The following is a 13924-nucleotide window of genomic DNA, read 5'->3' on the forward strand; positions in this document are numbered from 1 at the left end:
TCTATCGCTGGCTCGAAGATCGAGCTGATACAACCAAGTCCTGTATGGCATCGCAGATCGTACGCACAGACCAAAACGCCTGCCTTGTGATTCTCTCCGAGGGAAACGTCAACCCGAACGTTTCTTCTATGCTCACAATGACGCCAGCGACGGCTAACGAATCAAGTCCTAATGCTTTTAACTCTACGTCTGAATCAAATGTCTTTGCAAATGATTCGGCAGGTAAGTGATTCCTGACGATCGTGTAGACGCACGCAGTGATGTCGGTGTTCATACACTCAGCAACTCCATAGTGAGTTTAAAAGTTACCTGGCTCGCACATGGACCGACATGTCCTGGCAAGAGCTACAGTTGCGATTCAAGCCCTTTTTATTACCGGTGACAGCAATTGGGATGACCTGTCGAAAATCACTCTAACCCGGAGCGCCAGCTCATCAGCCGTTCGAGCCCCCTATGCAGATCGCCCCATTTGCGGGCTGTAGTCACGCGAAAGCCGCCGCCTGCAAGATGAAAACTCAGAATCCCGGGATAGACAGACACACCCGTGCTCCTAAGCAGGTTTCTGAAACTAAGATACGAGTCCTCTGAACCTGGTATCTCCGCAAATACATTGATGGAGCACCTTGGCGTTTTCACTCTCATTGAAGCCTGACGAAGGTAACTTGTCGCTCCTTCTCTCAATTCAAGAAGGATTTGTTCACGCGCCCGTCTCTCGGCAACATAGTTTTCATAAGTTTGTGAAAGGCTGCCCAGTTGCAACCCATAGCTGGCCGAGAACTCCCGGAGCTCAGCAATACCAATCGTTGTGCGGCCCTCGACAAGCCATCGTTCGAAGCGGGCAAGCACCTCAACCAAGGTGTACAAAAAGGATTGCGGACCACCGTATGACGTCGATGCAAACTCGTAGTACCGAGCGACAAATGCAGGATCAGCAAGAAACCAACCTAGTTTCAGTCCCGGCGCCGACCAGTTTTTGGACAGGCTACTCACGCGAACCACATTCGCACGCTGACGGGCTGGGCTACAGCGCCGTGGCGCGCCCAGCCATTCATGGCATTCATCAAGTACAACAATAGTTGCCGGGCTCGTCGACTCGATAAACCGTTCCAGTTCCTGCTCGTCGACCAGAGAACCACAGGGATTCGTTCCAGTCTGCAACAGAACCATTGGCGTGCCGGGCGAAACTGCCCGGCTCAATGCCTGCAACGATGTAGTCCCATTGTGCGACGGTGTTGGCACGAGTTGAACCGAATGGCGCCATGCGATGGCCTGAACGAGCGGTGGGTAATTCGGAATGGCGCATACCGCAGGCTCGGCGTGCTGATTGTTTCGGAAAATAAAATCGGCAAGTGAAGATATGGTGTGAGTTGCCCCCATCGTCAAGGCAACGGACGCGGCTGTATAGCTTCCTTGCTGCATTTTGGCCGACTCCATCGCTGCCAGCGCATCTCGCGCCGGCTCACGCCCAAGAGAATCTGAATAGCCGTAAAAATTTCGCGCCAAGGCGAAACGAATCGTTTCCTTTAACGCAGCCGACAGTCCGTACTCCTCTTCGTCAACGGCCCCGCTAGAAAGAATAATGTTTCTCTTCGAGCTCAGATCGCCATACAGGTCATCACGGAAAAACGTATTAAACAGTTCCTTCACCATGCCCACGGTAGCCGTAGAACGCAAAACTTCCTCTGCCGAAACGGACCTGCGGAAACGAGATTTGCGCCACAAATCGGCGAGCTCAGGACGTAGAGCATTTGGACCAAGCTCGGCTTCGACGCGTCCCAACCAGAGGTCACGCAGTTCATTATGGTTCGTGGGATTTAATGCACGGGAAAATATTTCAAGCGTCCGTTCGTCGATAAATGAACCCTCCGTCTCTTCGGGCCCGTTCAACGCCATAAGTAAAGGAGCAGGCCGAAATTTGATAGGGAGATGCGGCGATTGACCAGGTACTGGTCGCGCGAACAGCACCCTTGCGTCAGAAGAATCCGGCGCTACAGCAGCGTTATCGTCGGTACAAGGTGAGCGAACACGGGCTCGTAAAAGATGCCGACACTGCTGGCCAGGCACAAAATGGCCCTTACTTCTCGCATGCAAGTATCTCTGGTTGTCGAAAACCACGAACAGACCGCGGGTCCAACGCACGGCGCATGCCCCTTCCGGAGAGTACATTGAAGCCAATAGATCGCGGATCGCACTCATTACATCGCTGGGGTGGGTGGGCCCCTCATGTACCCAAGCCAAATGCTGATGCTGAAAGTCTCGGAAACTGATCACCCAGTGCTTGCCATCATAGCGCAGCAGAGGAGGACTCTTCCGATCCGCGTCATAGTAAGTCCGCGCCAGGATGTTGATGCTATACGGCGCAAGGCGCGCAACGATTGATGCCATCCCGGTCAAGATAGTCTGAGGCGCGCAAGCAAACTCGCCAGGCTCTATACACTGAAATGCGAGGTATCTCGGCTGATCGGCAATTGCATTACCACTGCTCTCCGAATGCATCGCGAGGGCGTCGGATGAGAACGGTTGGAGTCCCACCATTTCGGTCGGACCGAAACTGGTGCGCAAGTGCAGAAGCTCGCCCTGTTCGACATAAGGTTGAACATACTCGTCACCTTCAGGAATAAGCGAGCCTAACCGCTTCGCAAAGATCGCGAACTGATCGGAACCCAATGGCTCGTCCATTTGCACTATGGCCAAGCCGTGCGCGCCCAGAGAGGCCTCAACTAGCGGAAAAGCCTGGTCAAGGCAGGACGCCGAGAGGCTTTTTATGATGGGTATACTTGGGAACGGATGTTTAATCGAACCAAGCAACGATGCCCGAAGTTCGACATGAGGATCGGCAGCGGTCTCCAAGAATGTTCCATTCACAGTTGTGACTCCTTGATTGCTCACCTGCCGAAATGAATACGGCAACATTTTCCCTAATGTGCAAGATCACACTAGACCACGATGTCTGTGGGGGCAAATGTTGAGAGGCTGCTCAGCTGAAATCGGAGATGTCTTTTTCATTGAGGGAGAGCTCCATCGGTTGCACCAATAGCGGTGAGTACGGGCGCAGTGCCTCGGTCTGCCCGACCTGTCTGAAACCTTCATCAAGGTAAAGCCTCATGGCTGGAGTATCCTGCAGGGTTACCCCAAGATGAACGGCTACGGCTTTGTTCGTCTTTGCCCATTCAATGGCGTAGCGAAGCAACGCTCGACCAACCCCTTGACCGCGGAACTCAGGAGCAACCCACATCTGGTAAATATTGATACGGGAGGCATCCGAAGGATCGATCTTTGCCCAGACGATGCCAGCAGGTTGCCCGCACATTTCCGCGATAAGCGGCAGATCAAAGTTCGAACTCATACCTGCTGAAAGACGCTCTTCCCATTCAATGGACGTACGACTTTGCTCAGCCGCCAACGTGCTACTGAAGGCATCGGGTGACTCTTCCAACGCACGAAGCCGTAGATTACGGTAGGTGCGCCACTCAGAGGCTTTGAGTTTACGAACCATAGGTGCAAAACCTCGTCAGGGTGTTCAAGTCATAGCGATTTTTCTCAACGGGCTATCTCCAGCTTCGTCCGCATATGGACCTCAGATCCCAAACAGACGGATTGCTCAGGTCACCTAATACCTGGTTTGCGAACGGAGCACCTGTTGGGAAGATCAACAGATTGGGAAGGTCAATGTCGGCAGTCAGCCTCCCGGTTGTGCGCTTGACTGTCATTTTCAAGTGATCAAGCATGGTCAGCCGCGCAGGCGTTAGATCGCGAACCCACATAATCACCTCCCTACCGGGAAGCCAATTGAGCGCCTCTTCAATGAGATCAGCCCAAATTTCGTCATTAACCGCCTCACAATCCATTATGGTCGTGGGTGTATCACCCCAAACGCTATCAACACCCGCGCGATGCCCAGCCAGATATCCCTGCAGCATCCCCCTTCCAGCCGTAAAGTGGTAGTAGTTAGCCAAAGGATTCTGAAAACGCCAATCAAAGTACGACCTGTCCCGGACATGCCGAACCCGGCTGGCAGGTCCTGCACGAACGATCAGATCTGCAACAGCGCAAGCGTCGACCGTAGATGATCCGTCTATAGTCAGCCCGGATCGAAGACCTCTTGTCGTTCGTGGAAATGTCCATGCTTCGCAAAGATTGTCGCGCGATACTCTAGCGCTGGAAGTAGCGATCGCCCATGGCCCGATTGCCTTCCAGCCCCGCATCAGCATTGCGGGTCCCGCAGGCTGATCACCAAAGTCCAATAACCAAGGAACACCGTCTGCTGCCAATCGATCGGTCATCAAATCCAGCATACGTCTGAATAAGGAAGTCCCTCGATGACTTGGAGCTATGACAGTGTCCGCAAGGCACGGCAACATAGTGTGTCCCGAACCGGGTATTTCCCAGCAAGCACCAAAAGCACCAATCATTCCGACGAGCTTTCCCTCCTCCCAGGCAAGCACAAGGTAACGGCCATCGAGGTATGGATTCTGGAAATATTTCCATTTTAGGTATTGGGCGTTTCCAAGCGACCCACCTTGCCAGAGCAACTGCTGCAGCTCGGCTACAGCCGCCTCGTCACTATGCGAATATATCGTGATCGTGCAGTTCATATATTCGAACCCGAAAGTTAATGGCATAAGGAATTGCGCCGTCATCCGTTATATTTCGCTTCCTGCTTAGCTTGTTTTGACATAATAAATTCTGCAATTCGGTTAATCGTCCGAAAATTCTCAAGCTCAAGATCAACGGCCTTAACCTCAATGCCAAACTCCTTCTCAAGCAAGAAGAACAGCTCCATAAACCCGGCCGAATCAATGACCCCGCTTTCCACCAGGTCCATTTCAATACATTCAACTGGCACAAACAAAAAAGTTTCGAGCAAATAGCGGATGCGGTCATGAATAAAATTAGTCATCGGTGAACAGATCCTTCAAGCGAGTTAGATCTGTCTTTCCGTTCACGTTCTTGGGCATCTTTTCCAACTGGGCCCATCGTCGTGGAAGCATGTAGCCCGGTAGCATCTGCGCTAAATCAGCCCGTAGCCTCGCAGCTGAAATGTTACTGCCAGGGGCACTTACATATGCGGCGCAGATGCGCGCGCCCTCGAATCCGCCGACCGGCACAGCCACAACGGCACTGTCCTCAATTTGAGGCAACCGGCTCAGCGCCGCAGCCACCTCGTCCAGCTCAATACGATAACCACACGCCTTGATTTGCCGATCCGACCGGCCATGAAAATGATAAACACCATCATCATCAACATGCGCCAAGTCACCGGTTCGATACCAGCGTTGAGCTGATCCCTCCGGGATGTTGAAGAACGAAGCTGCGGTCTTGGTAGTATCACGCCAATATCCCGGACTCAACCCTTGGCCACCGCTGTACAAAGTGCCGATCTGACCGGGTGGTACTTCTCGTCCGTTCTCATCAAGAATTCTCAGAAATCTCCCCGGAATCGGGTAACCGATCGGAACTTTCACGGCAGGATCATCTGGTATCTGCTGCACCGTGTAATACGTGCAGTTGATAGTTGTTTCCGTTGGGCCATAAACATTCGTGAAAATAGTATGAGGAAGTCGCTTCATCCAATATTGCAGTGCTCGTACAGGAAGTGCTTCCCCACCCCAAATAACCCTCTCCAGCCTTGGGAAGTCGTCCTGTCTCAGTACGTCACGACTTGCCATTGCGACCAGGACTGACGGCACCGAGTACCACTGAGTCAGCTCGGACCTCCTAATGAAGTCGGCCGTCAGGGTCGGGGTAAGGTTGACCTCGGAAGGAACCAGGTAGAGCGTTGCACCCGCGGCCAGGCTTCCAAATACGTCCCACACTGACATGTCAAAATGCAACGGCGAATGGCTTGATATGTGATCTCCTGGCTTGACTCTAAAGTACTCATTAGCCCACGCGATATACTCGACAACATTCCGATGCGGGATGGGTACGCCCTTTGGCTGCCCTGTCGAGCCCGAGGTAAACAGGATATAGGCAAGATCACGAGGCACAGAATCGTCGACTTCGGTGCCATATCGAAGTGTTTTAGAAGAGCTGCCATTGGCTGCTGTGAAGGTAAATGGAAAATGGAGATGGAACATCCCGTGGATGGATAAACCTTGCAAACGCTCAAATATCTCCGCTGCCACACCCGTTCGGGCCGAATCAACGACCAGCCAGCATGGAGCGCAAGAGGAAACCATGGATGAAAGCCTCTCGACCGGACTTGCGCAGTCAAGTGGAACGTAAACGCCGCCAGCCTTCAGAACCCCCAGGATAACCGCTATGCCGTCAGCCGACTTGGGGATCAGCAGACAAACACGGTCGTCCCGCTGTAGCCCCCCGGCGACCAGTATCTCAGCGACGCGACTACTCCGCTCATCGAGTGTTTGGTACGTCAACGAAAGGTCACCATCAACGACAGCAATGATGTCCCTATGCCGATTGAAGCTCGACTGAAGTACGTCTTCGACTCGAAAACTCATCTAATACCTCCTTTTACCAGATGGACCAATGCACGAGCTCGAAGACCGGTACAAGAAGCTGGTGGACGTCCGAAAGCCCGAACCTTTGGATCATGTGTTCAGTTGGACTCTCTCCGTCGATGTGCTCTGAACGTCGACATCGAAAGCAAACAGACAAACTCTGCCGCCCGCTGTGAATGTCAGTGCTGCCCAAGCCAGACCTACAGGCCAATCGACCGGGATGTTCAGCACGACAGTCATTGCGCCACTGGATTCGAGTTCGACAGAATCAGTTACAACTTGTCGGGTCCGGAACGGATCGAAGAGCGTGGCACAGGCAAATCCATGGAATCGATCCTGCGAAAGTCGCTCAACAGACCATTGAAGACTGTGTCCAGACACAAGAGAGCGCTCCCGTATCGATGCTCTAACCATGGGGCGCGGCTTTGCTTCTGATGGTGAGCCCTTGAACTCGGCAGCCGTGTCTCCGATCAGACTGCAAGTCGGGCAACTGAGCTCGATTCGAAGCAAGTCATGGAGAGGGTGTCGACGAACATGCCCGACCATCACACAGCCGCAAAGACATCTTTCGTCAACGTCTGCATATCCACTGTGCAGCCATGGAGGTGACCATAGATGAGCCAATCTGGCTCCTGCAAATGGAATCGCTCCTCCCACAGTCATCGCAGTGACCCGATCCAACCGGCCCAAGGCATGCACCAAATGTTCAGTGGAGGCATCCAATCCTGCCGCGATCTCTAAATCTCTAAAGGGCGTAGCGGCATAAGCGGCTTGCTCGATTGAGATGGCTAGTTCTTTTCGAACGGAAACGATCTCCAGAATTGGTGTGTTGTCCAGTTCTCGCTTGGCCACGCAATCCGCCATGCCGCAAAGCCACTGTGAACCCGCGTGCAGCCAGAAAAGACACTCTCGCCATGCTTTGGGACCCGACATGGGACGCGGAGATAATACGATACGAGTTTCGGCAGTTACGCCCTCCTCGCTCGCTGGCTGCGCGCCGGGAGAGCCTACCCAAAGGTAGGCATGCCCGTCATCGTGCAACGCACCGTGAGCCCACGCATGCGGGAAGCACGCGACGTCACGGGCTCCTTCCATTACAGTGACGTGGTCAAGCGAAACAAGTCTACCCGTACTAGCCGAAGAGGGGTCTGCTGGCAATACAAACTGCAACCTGCCGTCACGGGTTCGCTCGGCAGCACACTCAACTATTGGTATTCCAGTCACAACGGCAGCCGGGTTTCCAACAAGAATCCACGGCGCTGCTGCAACCTCTTTTATTGATGCAGGACTCGCAACGTCACGCCGATGGGTGTTGGCGTGCAAAATAGCCTGCGCCAGAGTACAACCACGCGCCATCATTGCCATAAACAAGACGATAACCGAAAACGGGGTGGCGCTAACGCCTACCGACAGCACAGACGCTTGAACCTGACTGAGCATCAACCCTCGCAGAAGGCTCTGCTCATAACGATACAACGAGCCAGGCACCGGAAATGTCCCGCAACCATCGACAACCACAAGAGAAGATTTTAGCTGCCTGGGATCGATCAACCCCTCGGAAGAAGTGTCAGAGCGCCCCTGTGCCGATTGCCGGAAGCAACGCTCAGTACCTGCACAGGGATAAAATGCAGGCATACCAGGAATATGCAATCCTCTACTGCACAAGGTAAGCCAGCGGCCGAACGATCCATCCATAGGACCCGAGTGCCCCTGTAGAAATAACAGATCGGCCTGATCAAGATCATCGCTCACGATCACCGGGCTGTTGTGAGCAGTTCTACTCAAGATGGGTGGGGCGTCGGGCTCGTTCGTCGAACTGCCTCGGTGAAATCTGCAGCATGAGAAGTTAATCTCAAGGCGGTCGCTGCCGAGAAGACGCGTCAAGTTCCTATCCTGGTTATCGCCAGAAAAGACGGGAATGACTCCCACCGGCACACCCAAGCCACTTGCGCAAGTTAAGGCATCGATAAACGCTGACGGTGTGGTACGGACTGGATCAAAGAGTACCAGCAACGTATCTGTGACGTGTAATCGCCCATTAATCTCGTCTGCCTTCCATATTTTCGCAGCAAGCTCGACGACTGCGGGATCTACACTCTCCATAGCGATAAGATGTCGCACGACTTGCATTGCTCCAGTCTGAGAACTGAAATAGCGACAGGACCCGCTCCACCAGGCGGCAGCCATGACAGACGTAGTCAGGCTTAGGAGCTATCCGAACCTATTTCCGTTTACAACATGCCTGCGCATGAGACCAAAAAGCTTACATCCTGTTGCTCAGACTCATGCGCGGCACGGAACTAACCCGATGCAATAGAGCACTACCAAGCGGCCAAATAGGTCTCAATATGGCGGCTCAGCTCTGCAGTACTTACCCTCTCGGGGCCTGACAACACATGCTGAATATGGGCTTTTGCCACATCAGCCTTGAGACTTTTAATGTTACTCTCGGCTTTCCTGAACTCAGACATGGCTTTGTCCAGTGCATCTATGCGCTGCAACAGCGCCTGACCATTTTGATTATCCATCATCGTTCACTCTCGTCTTGTTGAGTTACTTAAGGTGACACGAAATTTAGCGTGGTATGGGTCATGACTTCTGTCAAGGAACGCAGGTGGTAAAAAGATCGCGTGAATCCATGGAGCACGTCTGGCGTAAGACACATGCCTGTGTCTTCACGACGAACGGTTCAGAACGTTGACTTATTTTGACGGCTTCTGAGTCAACGCTCCCGAAAACAAGAAAAAAATCATACCATCTGGAAATGTCAAGAACTTTCAGAACAAGAAGTATCGGACCTTGAACCAAAGGTTCGTTGCATATTCACTCGGTGATGACCGTTTGCCTCGCCATAAATTGGTCCAACCTGCTTAAACCCTAGAGCCAGCAAAAGTTTGAACACATACTGCAAGATCGGGTTAACTTCAGCCCTAATGACCTCGACACCTTTGTCACGAGCAAGTTCGCAGGCGCGCATGACACACCGCACTCCCACCAACTCACCCTGCACTTGTGATTTTTGGGCCACAACGAGTCTTTGTAAGTAGATCGCACGGCAATTGCCACCAAAAGCCTTCGGATCCAGACCATAGGGTGCAGCGTCAGTAAGTGTGAATGTACCGACTAATGCGTCACCTCTATAAAGTTCATGCACCGCACCGGCAAGGACATGCATTTTGGTTGTTTCAGGATTGCGCTTAGGCGCAGGACTGGTCGCTGTCGCGTGATACGCATCAGAGGTGCAAAGTAATTCATGCGCGCGCAAATAATCAGTAGCGACCCTCCAGTGCCACGGATTATCTTCCATCCTGTTACACGGTTCGTTTTCCACGCTGACCCTCCACCTACTTACTCCAACTGTCCTTTAGCTCGACAGCCAAATTGAATACCGGACTTCCCTCTACTGAGTCCTTTCGATCGGCGACAAAGTAACCATGTCGTTCGAACTGGAATTTGTCGTCTGGTTGTGCAGTCGCGAGGCCGGGCTCTAAATAAGCGGTGATCACCCGTTTGCTGTGGGGGTTGATCGACTCAATGAAATTGCGACTTCTGGTATCCGGCTGAGCGTCGATGAACAGGCGGTCATAAAGGCGGACCTCCGCGTGCAGACATTCGCTGACCGAGACCCATGTGATTGCACTCTTTACCTTCACTCTGTCGGCGCCAGGGGTGCCGCTCTTTGTGTCAAGTATGAGTTCGGCAAGCACAGCAGTGACATGGCCATCGACATCCTTTTCGCAACCGTTGCATATCACAACGTAGCTGTACTTGAGACGCGCCATGTTGCCGGGGTAAAGACGACGGTAACCCTTGGGTGGAACTTCCTGGAAGTCATCCCTGTCGATCCAGATTTCTGGCGTGAGGTGGAAGCGGCGGCTACCCATTTCCGGGTGGTGTGGATGAGCAGGGGCAGCACAGGCATCACTGTGGTCGCTGCCAAAAACCGCTTCCCAGTTCGTGAGTTTCAGCTTGACCGGGTCGATTACCGCCATAGCACGGGGAACCTTTTCTTCCAGGTCATCACGCAGCGCGATCTCGAGCCAACTGTAGTCGATCCAGCTATTGGCCTTGGAAGCGCCCGTACGCTCTGCGAGCAGCCGCAGGCTTTCAGGTGTGTAGCCGCGGCGGCGCAGCCCGACGAGTGTGGGCATCCGTGGATCGTCCCAACCGTCTACTACCTTTTCGTCCACCAACTGCTTGAGTTTGCGTTTGCTAGTAACTATGTAGGTCAGATTAAGTCGCGCGAATTCGTATTGGCGGGGTAGCGGGTGGGACAGCAACCCAGTGTCAGCGAGGTGCTCTAACAGCCAATCGTAGAAGGGTCGTTGAGCTTCGAACTCGAGAGTGCAGATAGAGTGGGTGATCTGCTCTAGAGCGTCCTCTATCGGGTGGGCAAAGGTATACATCGGGTAGATGCACCATTTGTTGCCGGTGTTGTGGTGCTCGGCGAAGCGGATGCGGTAGATCGCAGGGTCACGCAAGTTAATATTGGGTGAGCTCATGTCAATCTTCGCTCGCAAGACCATGCTCCCCTCGGCGTGCTTACCCTCTCGCATCTCACGGAAGAGCCGCAAGTTCTCACCCACAGGGCGCTCCCGCCAATGTGAGTCCTTGCCCGGCTCGGTGAGGGTGCCGCGATTGACCCGCATCTCCTCGGCGCTTTGCTGATCGACATAGGCGAGACCTCGTTCGATCAACATTTCTGCGGCTCTGAACATATAGTCGAAGTAGTTACTTGCATAGTAGAGGTGCGAGGTTCCCCTATCTTCCCAGGAAAACCCCAGCCAACGGATCACATCGAGGATCGAGTCAACGTATTCCTGCTCTTCTTTCTCAGGATTGGTGTCATCGAAACGCATATGGCATACGCCGCCGTAGTCCTGCGCCAAGCCGAAGTTGAGGCATATACTTTTTGCATGGCCGACATGGAGGTAACCGTTCGGCTCGGGCGGGAAGCGAGTGCGAATCCTTGCCGGGTCGGGGGGGGCCAATAAGTGATGAGCCGCATCACCCGGGCTGCCACCCCAGCGGCGGCCCGCGTAAAGACCATCCTCGAGGTCGCGTTCTATGATGTTACGCAGAAAATTGGAAGCCGGCGCGACGGCCGATGCGGTCTTCTTCTCAGTGGGAGCAGGCATGGTCTGTTTCCTGGATGTGAGGTCGACTGAATCATTGTAGCCATGGAAAGAATAACGCACAGAGGATCGAGAAAGGCTCCAGTGCAGCGCGTACCGCGCTACTGCCGCGAAAGCGAGTCCCTACTTTGGCACTGGCATACACGGACTGGTCTACAGCTTCGCTCAAGGCGAGGCCGGCAAACGCCTGACCCGCTATCGGATTTTCCTGCGTCAGTAACTGACCCATCGCGTCAATCAGCGCATCTTCGAGCAGATGACCACACCGCAGATCATTGCCCAAGCGAAAGTTGAGTATGTCGTTGGTGGAATCGCTCAGGGGGATCTACGTGAACACAATCAAAAGATCGCAGCCTTCCGGCAGCCCCTACAGGTGTACGCCGATCTTATGCAAGAGCCGCCGAAGGCTGCGATCTTTTAGAATTCACCCGCGATTCTTGATTCGTTGATCGAGCGGTTAATGCTTGAACGACGCCGGTACCCGCTCGGCATTCGCACCGCACCCCATGCGCTCAGGCCGCATCTGGATATTCTCGATTACCTCCAGCAACTGTGCCTTGCTCTGGGCCAGGTGCAATTGTATTGCTTCAATCTGTTTGATCTTGCGCCCAAGGCTCGCTCCCACAGCAACCCGTCAGCCTGTTTATCGTCCGGCAAAACGCAACCGCGACAACATGCGCAGATCGCCTTCGAGGTAATAATCATCAGTCCAGCTGTCATCCGCCGCCAATGGCCGGACCTGCTTGAGTTGCAGTTTCTTTGCAAAGTAGCGGAACCGGTAATGCTCGTAAAAGCGCAGCAGTTCGAGCCCGTAACGATCGGCCAGGTCGGTGTCGCCACGGATGATGAGGTAGTTCTCGTCATTGCCGTTGCTGGCCGCGGCGCTGAGGTTGTGGCTGCCGCTGATGATGGTCGGTGAGTCGCTGGTGAAGTCGACGACGATGGCTTTGGTGTGCACCAGCAGGTTGCCCTTCTGGCCTTTCATGTTTTCCTTGAGCCAGCCTTCCAGGCCGGTGTTGAGCAGCGCAGTGGCGGCGAACTGAGCGGTGCGGTCGGCGTGGAAACCGGTGATGCGGCTCACGGTGTTTTGCAGGCCGTAACGCAAGATGTCGTCGTGAGGCTGACCGAGCAATGCATTGAGCACTTCGTCCGGCAAGGCAAACGCCGTGACAAACAGCAGGTCTTTTTGGGCGGAGTCGATGATCTCGACGAACTCACGCAAGTCGCCCTGGCCCGAACGCGGTGAAAATCCGGCGAACAGCGGCTGGTCCGGCTCCATCGGATTGTGTTCCGTGAGCCAGTCCCGTGTGGCGCCGACGTCCGCCGGTGTAGCCCAGACCTGTTCGAAGGTTTGCAGATAACTGGCGCCGATCCGAGCGTCGTCCAGCACGTGCACGACATTGGCCTGACGGTAAACGCCGTTGGGGGTGAAATTGGTGCTGCCACACAGCACCGCTTCGGGCTGATGCTGCCCCGCTGCGTCGAGCCGGCTCAGGATGATGAACTTGTTGTGAAAGATGTTGTGAGTGACCCGCCCGCGCTTGTTCGCCGCCGGGATTTTTTCCAGGCTGGCTTCGTTCAACGCCGTGGTGTCTTCGTCGGGTTGGGCGTGGTACAGGACCCGAACCTTTACGCCGCGCTCGAAAGCTGCGTTCACCGCATCGACGATCACCTCCAACTGGTACTCATAGATCGCGATGTCCAGCGCCCATTGGCCATCCTCGGCACGTTCGATGAACCCTAGCAAGCGGGCGAGCAGACCATTTTCCAGCCATTGCCGTGGGGCGTCGGGCCAGGCTTCGATGGGCAGTTTTTTGTTGGCGCTGAGCAGCGCATCAAGGTCGGCAAACTTGCGCTGGAATGCCTGGCTCGCGGCCACCGCCCGGTTGAAAATCACGCTCTGCCCCATGGACAGACCATTGTCCGTGGTGACCGTCACTTCCAGAAACTCACCCAGCTGAGGCACGTCGGCGGTGCCGTAGGCCAGGTGCACCCGATAATGCATCGTCACACCCGGATTGACCGCGTAATCGGCCCAGCGAAATTTCTGCAACGGCGCGGTATCGCTGGGAGTGGCGTGGAACTGGGGGAACGTATGAGCCTTGCCGGGGAAGGTCAGGCTGTTGAACAGAAACAGCCAGGGTTTGCTGCCTTGCTGTTTTTCGATGGCAAAACCCAGTAGACCTTTGCGGCGGTGTTCGGCCACGTCGATGGCCAGCAGCACGCCGTTGGTACCCGCGTAGGCTTTGACGCGGAAATCGTCCTGATCGTTGCGGGCTAGAACGCGCATGGGTCACTCCTGTGATGGGCTTGCTTACAACAGCA

The 13924-nt window shown here is 54.3% G+C and carries 11 protein-coding genes and 2 pseudogenes; 1 reads left to right on the forward strand and 12 read right to left on the reverse strand.

What is annotated here, in order from left to right; all coding sequences use genetic code 11:
* Nucleotide 1 precedes the first annotated feature (1 nt).
* From ACA044_RS17490 to ACA044_RS17535, 10 genes are all read right to left on the reverse strand, one after another.
* Entirely contained in the window at nt 2–274 is a 273-nt protein-coding gene (locus tag ACA044_RS17490; RefSeq protein WP_497442528.1) for a phosphopantetheine-binding protein, read from the reverse strand.
* A gap of 134 nt (nt 275–408) precedes the next feature.
* Complete coding sequence (locus ACA044_RS17495; protein WP_497442529.1) at nt 409–2865, reverse strand: aminotransferase class I/II-fold pyridoxal phosphate-dependent enzyme; 2457 nt, start codon at nt 2863–2865, stop codon at nt 409–411.
* Nucleotides 2866–2977: 112 nt separating this feature from the next.
* On the reverse strand, nt 2978–3496 hold the full coding sequence (locus tag ACA044_RS17500) for a GNAT family N-acetyltransferase (RefSeq protein WP_497442530.1): 519 nt from the start codon (nt 3494–3496) through the stop codon (nt 2978–2980).
* Between the two features lie 52 nt (nt 3497–3548).
* Nucleotides 3549–4640 (reverse strand): GNAT family N-acetyltransferase, encoded by a 1092-nt coding sequence (locus ACA044_RS17505; protein ID WP_497442531.1) that lies wholly within the window; start codon nt 4638–4640, stop codon nt 3549–3551.
* Nucleotides 4637–4900 (reverse strand): acyl carrier protein, encoded by a 264-nt coding sequence (locus ACA044_RS17510; protein WP_497442532.1) that lies wholly within the window; start codon nt 4898–4900, stop codon nt 4637–4639. Before ACA044_RS17510 ends, ACA044_RS17505 begins: the two co-directional genes overlap by 4 nt.
* Nucleotides 4893–6464 carry an amino acid adenylation domain-containing protein gene (locus ACA044_RS17515; RefSeq protein ID WP_497442533.1) on the reverse strand — a complete coding sequence of 524 codons (1572 nt, stop codon included), beginning with the start codon at nt 6462–6464 and terminating at the stop codon, nt 4893–4895. Before ACA044_RS17515 ends, ACA044_RS17510 begins: the two co-directional genes overlap by 8 nt.
* A 90-nt stretch (nt 6465–6554) precedes the next feature.
* A complete protein-coding gene (locus tag ACA044_RS17520) occupies nt 6555–8348 on the reverse strand; it encodes a hypothetical protein (RefSeq protein WP_497442534.1) in 1794 nt (597 codons plus the stop codon).
* A gap of 437 nt (nt 8349–8785) precedes the next feature.
* A complete protein-coding gene (locus ACA044_RS17525; RefSeq protein ID WP_497442535.1) occupies nt 8786–8995 on the reverse strand; it encodes a hypothetical protein in 210 nt (69 codons plus the stop codon).
* Nucleotides 8996–9231: 236 nt separating this feature from the next.
* Entirely contained in the window at nt 9232–9795 is a 564-nt protein-coding gene (locus ACA044_RS17530; RefSeq protein WP_497442536.1) for a hypothetical protein, read from the reverse strand.
* 13 nt (nt 9796–9808) lie between these two features.
* Nucleotides 9809–11602 (reverse strand): glutamine--tRNA ligase/YqeY domain fusion protein, encoded by a 1794-nt coding sequence (locus ACA044_RS17535; RefSeq protein WP_497442537.1) that lies wholly within the window; start codon nt 11600–11602, stop codon nt 9809–9811.
* Between the two features lie 127 nt (nt 11603–11729).
* Between ACA044_RS17535 and ACA044_RS17540 the strand changes: the two are divergent.
* Nucleotides 11730–11897, forward strand: a pseudogene (locus tag ACA044_RS17540) (hypothetical protein); the annotation flags it as partial.
* Between the two features lie 159 nt (nt 11898–12056).
* Here the strand turns inward: ACA044_RS17540 and ACA044_RS17545 are convergent.
* Nucleotides 12057–12218 (reverse strand): annotated as a pseudogene (locus ACA044_RS17545) (MerR family transcriptional regulator); the annotation flags it as partial.
* Between the two features lie 24 nt (nt 12219–12242).
* On the reverse strand, nt 12243–13889 hold the full coding sequence (locus ACA044_RS17550) for a phospholipase D-like domain-containing protein (RefSeq protein WP_497442538.1): 1647 nt from the start codon (nt 13887–13889) through the stop codon (nt 12243–12245).
* Between the last annotated feature and the right edge of the window lie 35 nt (nt 13890–13924).

It is taken from the genome of Pseudomonas sp. LBUM1673, from assembly GCF_059695645.1.

Bases quoted from the DNA above. Each gene is read 5' to 3' on its own strand.
- ACA044_RS17490 (WP_497442528.1), bottom strand. From the start codon at position 274: ATGAACACCGACATCACTGCGTGCGTCTACACGATCGTCAGGAATCAC.
- ACA044_RS17500 (WP_497442530.1), bottom strand. From the start codon at position 3,496: ATGGTTCGTAAACTCAAAGCCTCTGAGTGGCGCACCTACCGTAATCTA.
- ACA044_RS17505 (WP_497442531.1), bottom strand. From the start codon at position 4,640: ATGACGGCGCAATTCCTTATGCCATTAACTTTCGGGTTCGAATATATG.
- ACA044_RS17510 (WP_497442532.1), bottom strand. From the start codon at position 4,900: ATGACTAATTTTATTCATGACCGCATCCGCTATTTGCTCGAAACTTTT.
- ACA044_RS17515 (WP_497442533.1), bottom strand. From the start codon at position 6,464: ATGAGTTTTCGAGTCGAAGACGTACTTCAGTCGAGCTTCAATCGGCAT.
- ACA044_RS17525 (WP_497442535.1), bottom strand. From the start codon at position 8,995: ATGATGGATAATCAAAATGGTCAGGCGCTGTTGCAGCGCATAGATGCA.
- ACA044_RS17535 (WP_497442537.1), bottom strand. From the start codon at position 11,602: ATGCCTGCTCCCACTGAGAAGAAGACCGCATCGGCCGTCGCGCCGGCT.
- ACA044_RS17550 (WP_497442538.1), bottom strand. From the start codon at position 13,889: ATGCGCGTTCTAGCCCGCAACGATCAGGACGATTTCCGCGTCAAAGCC.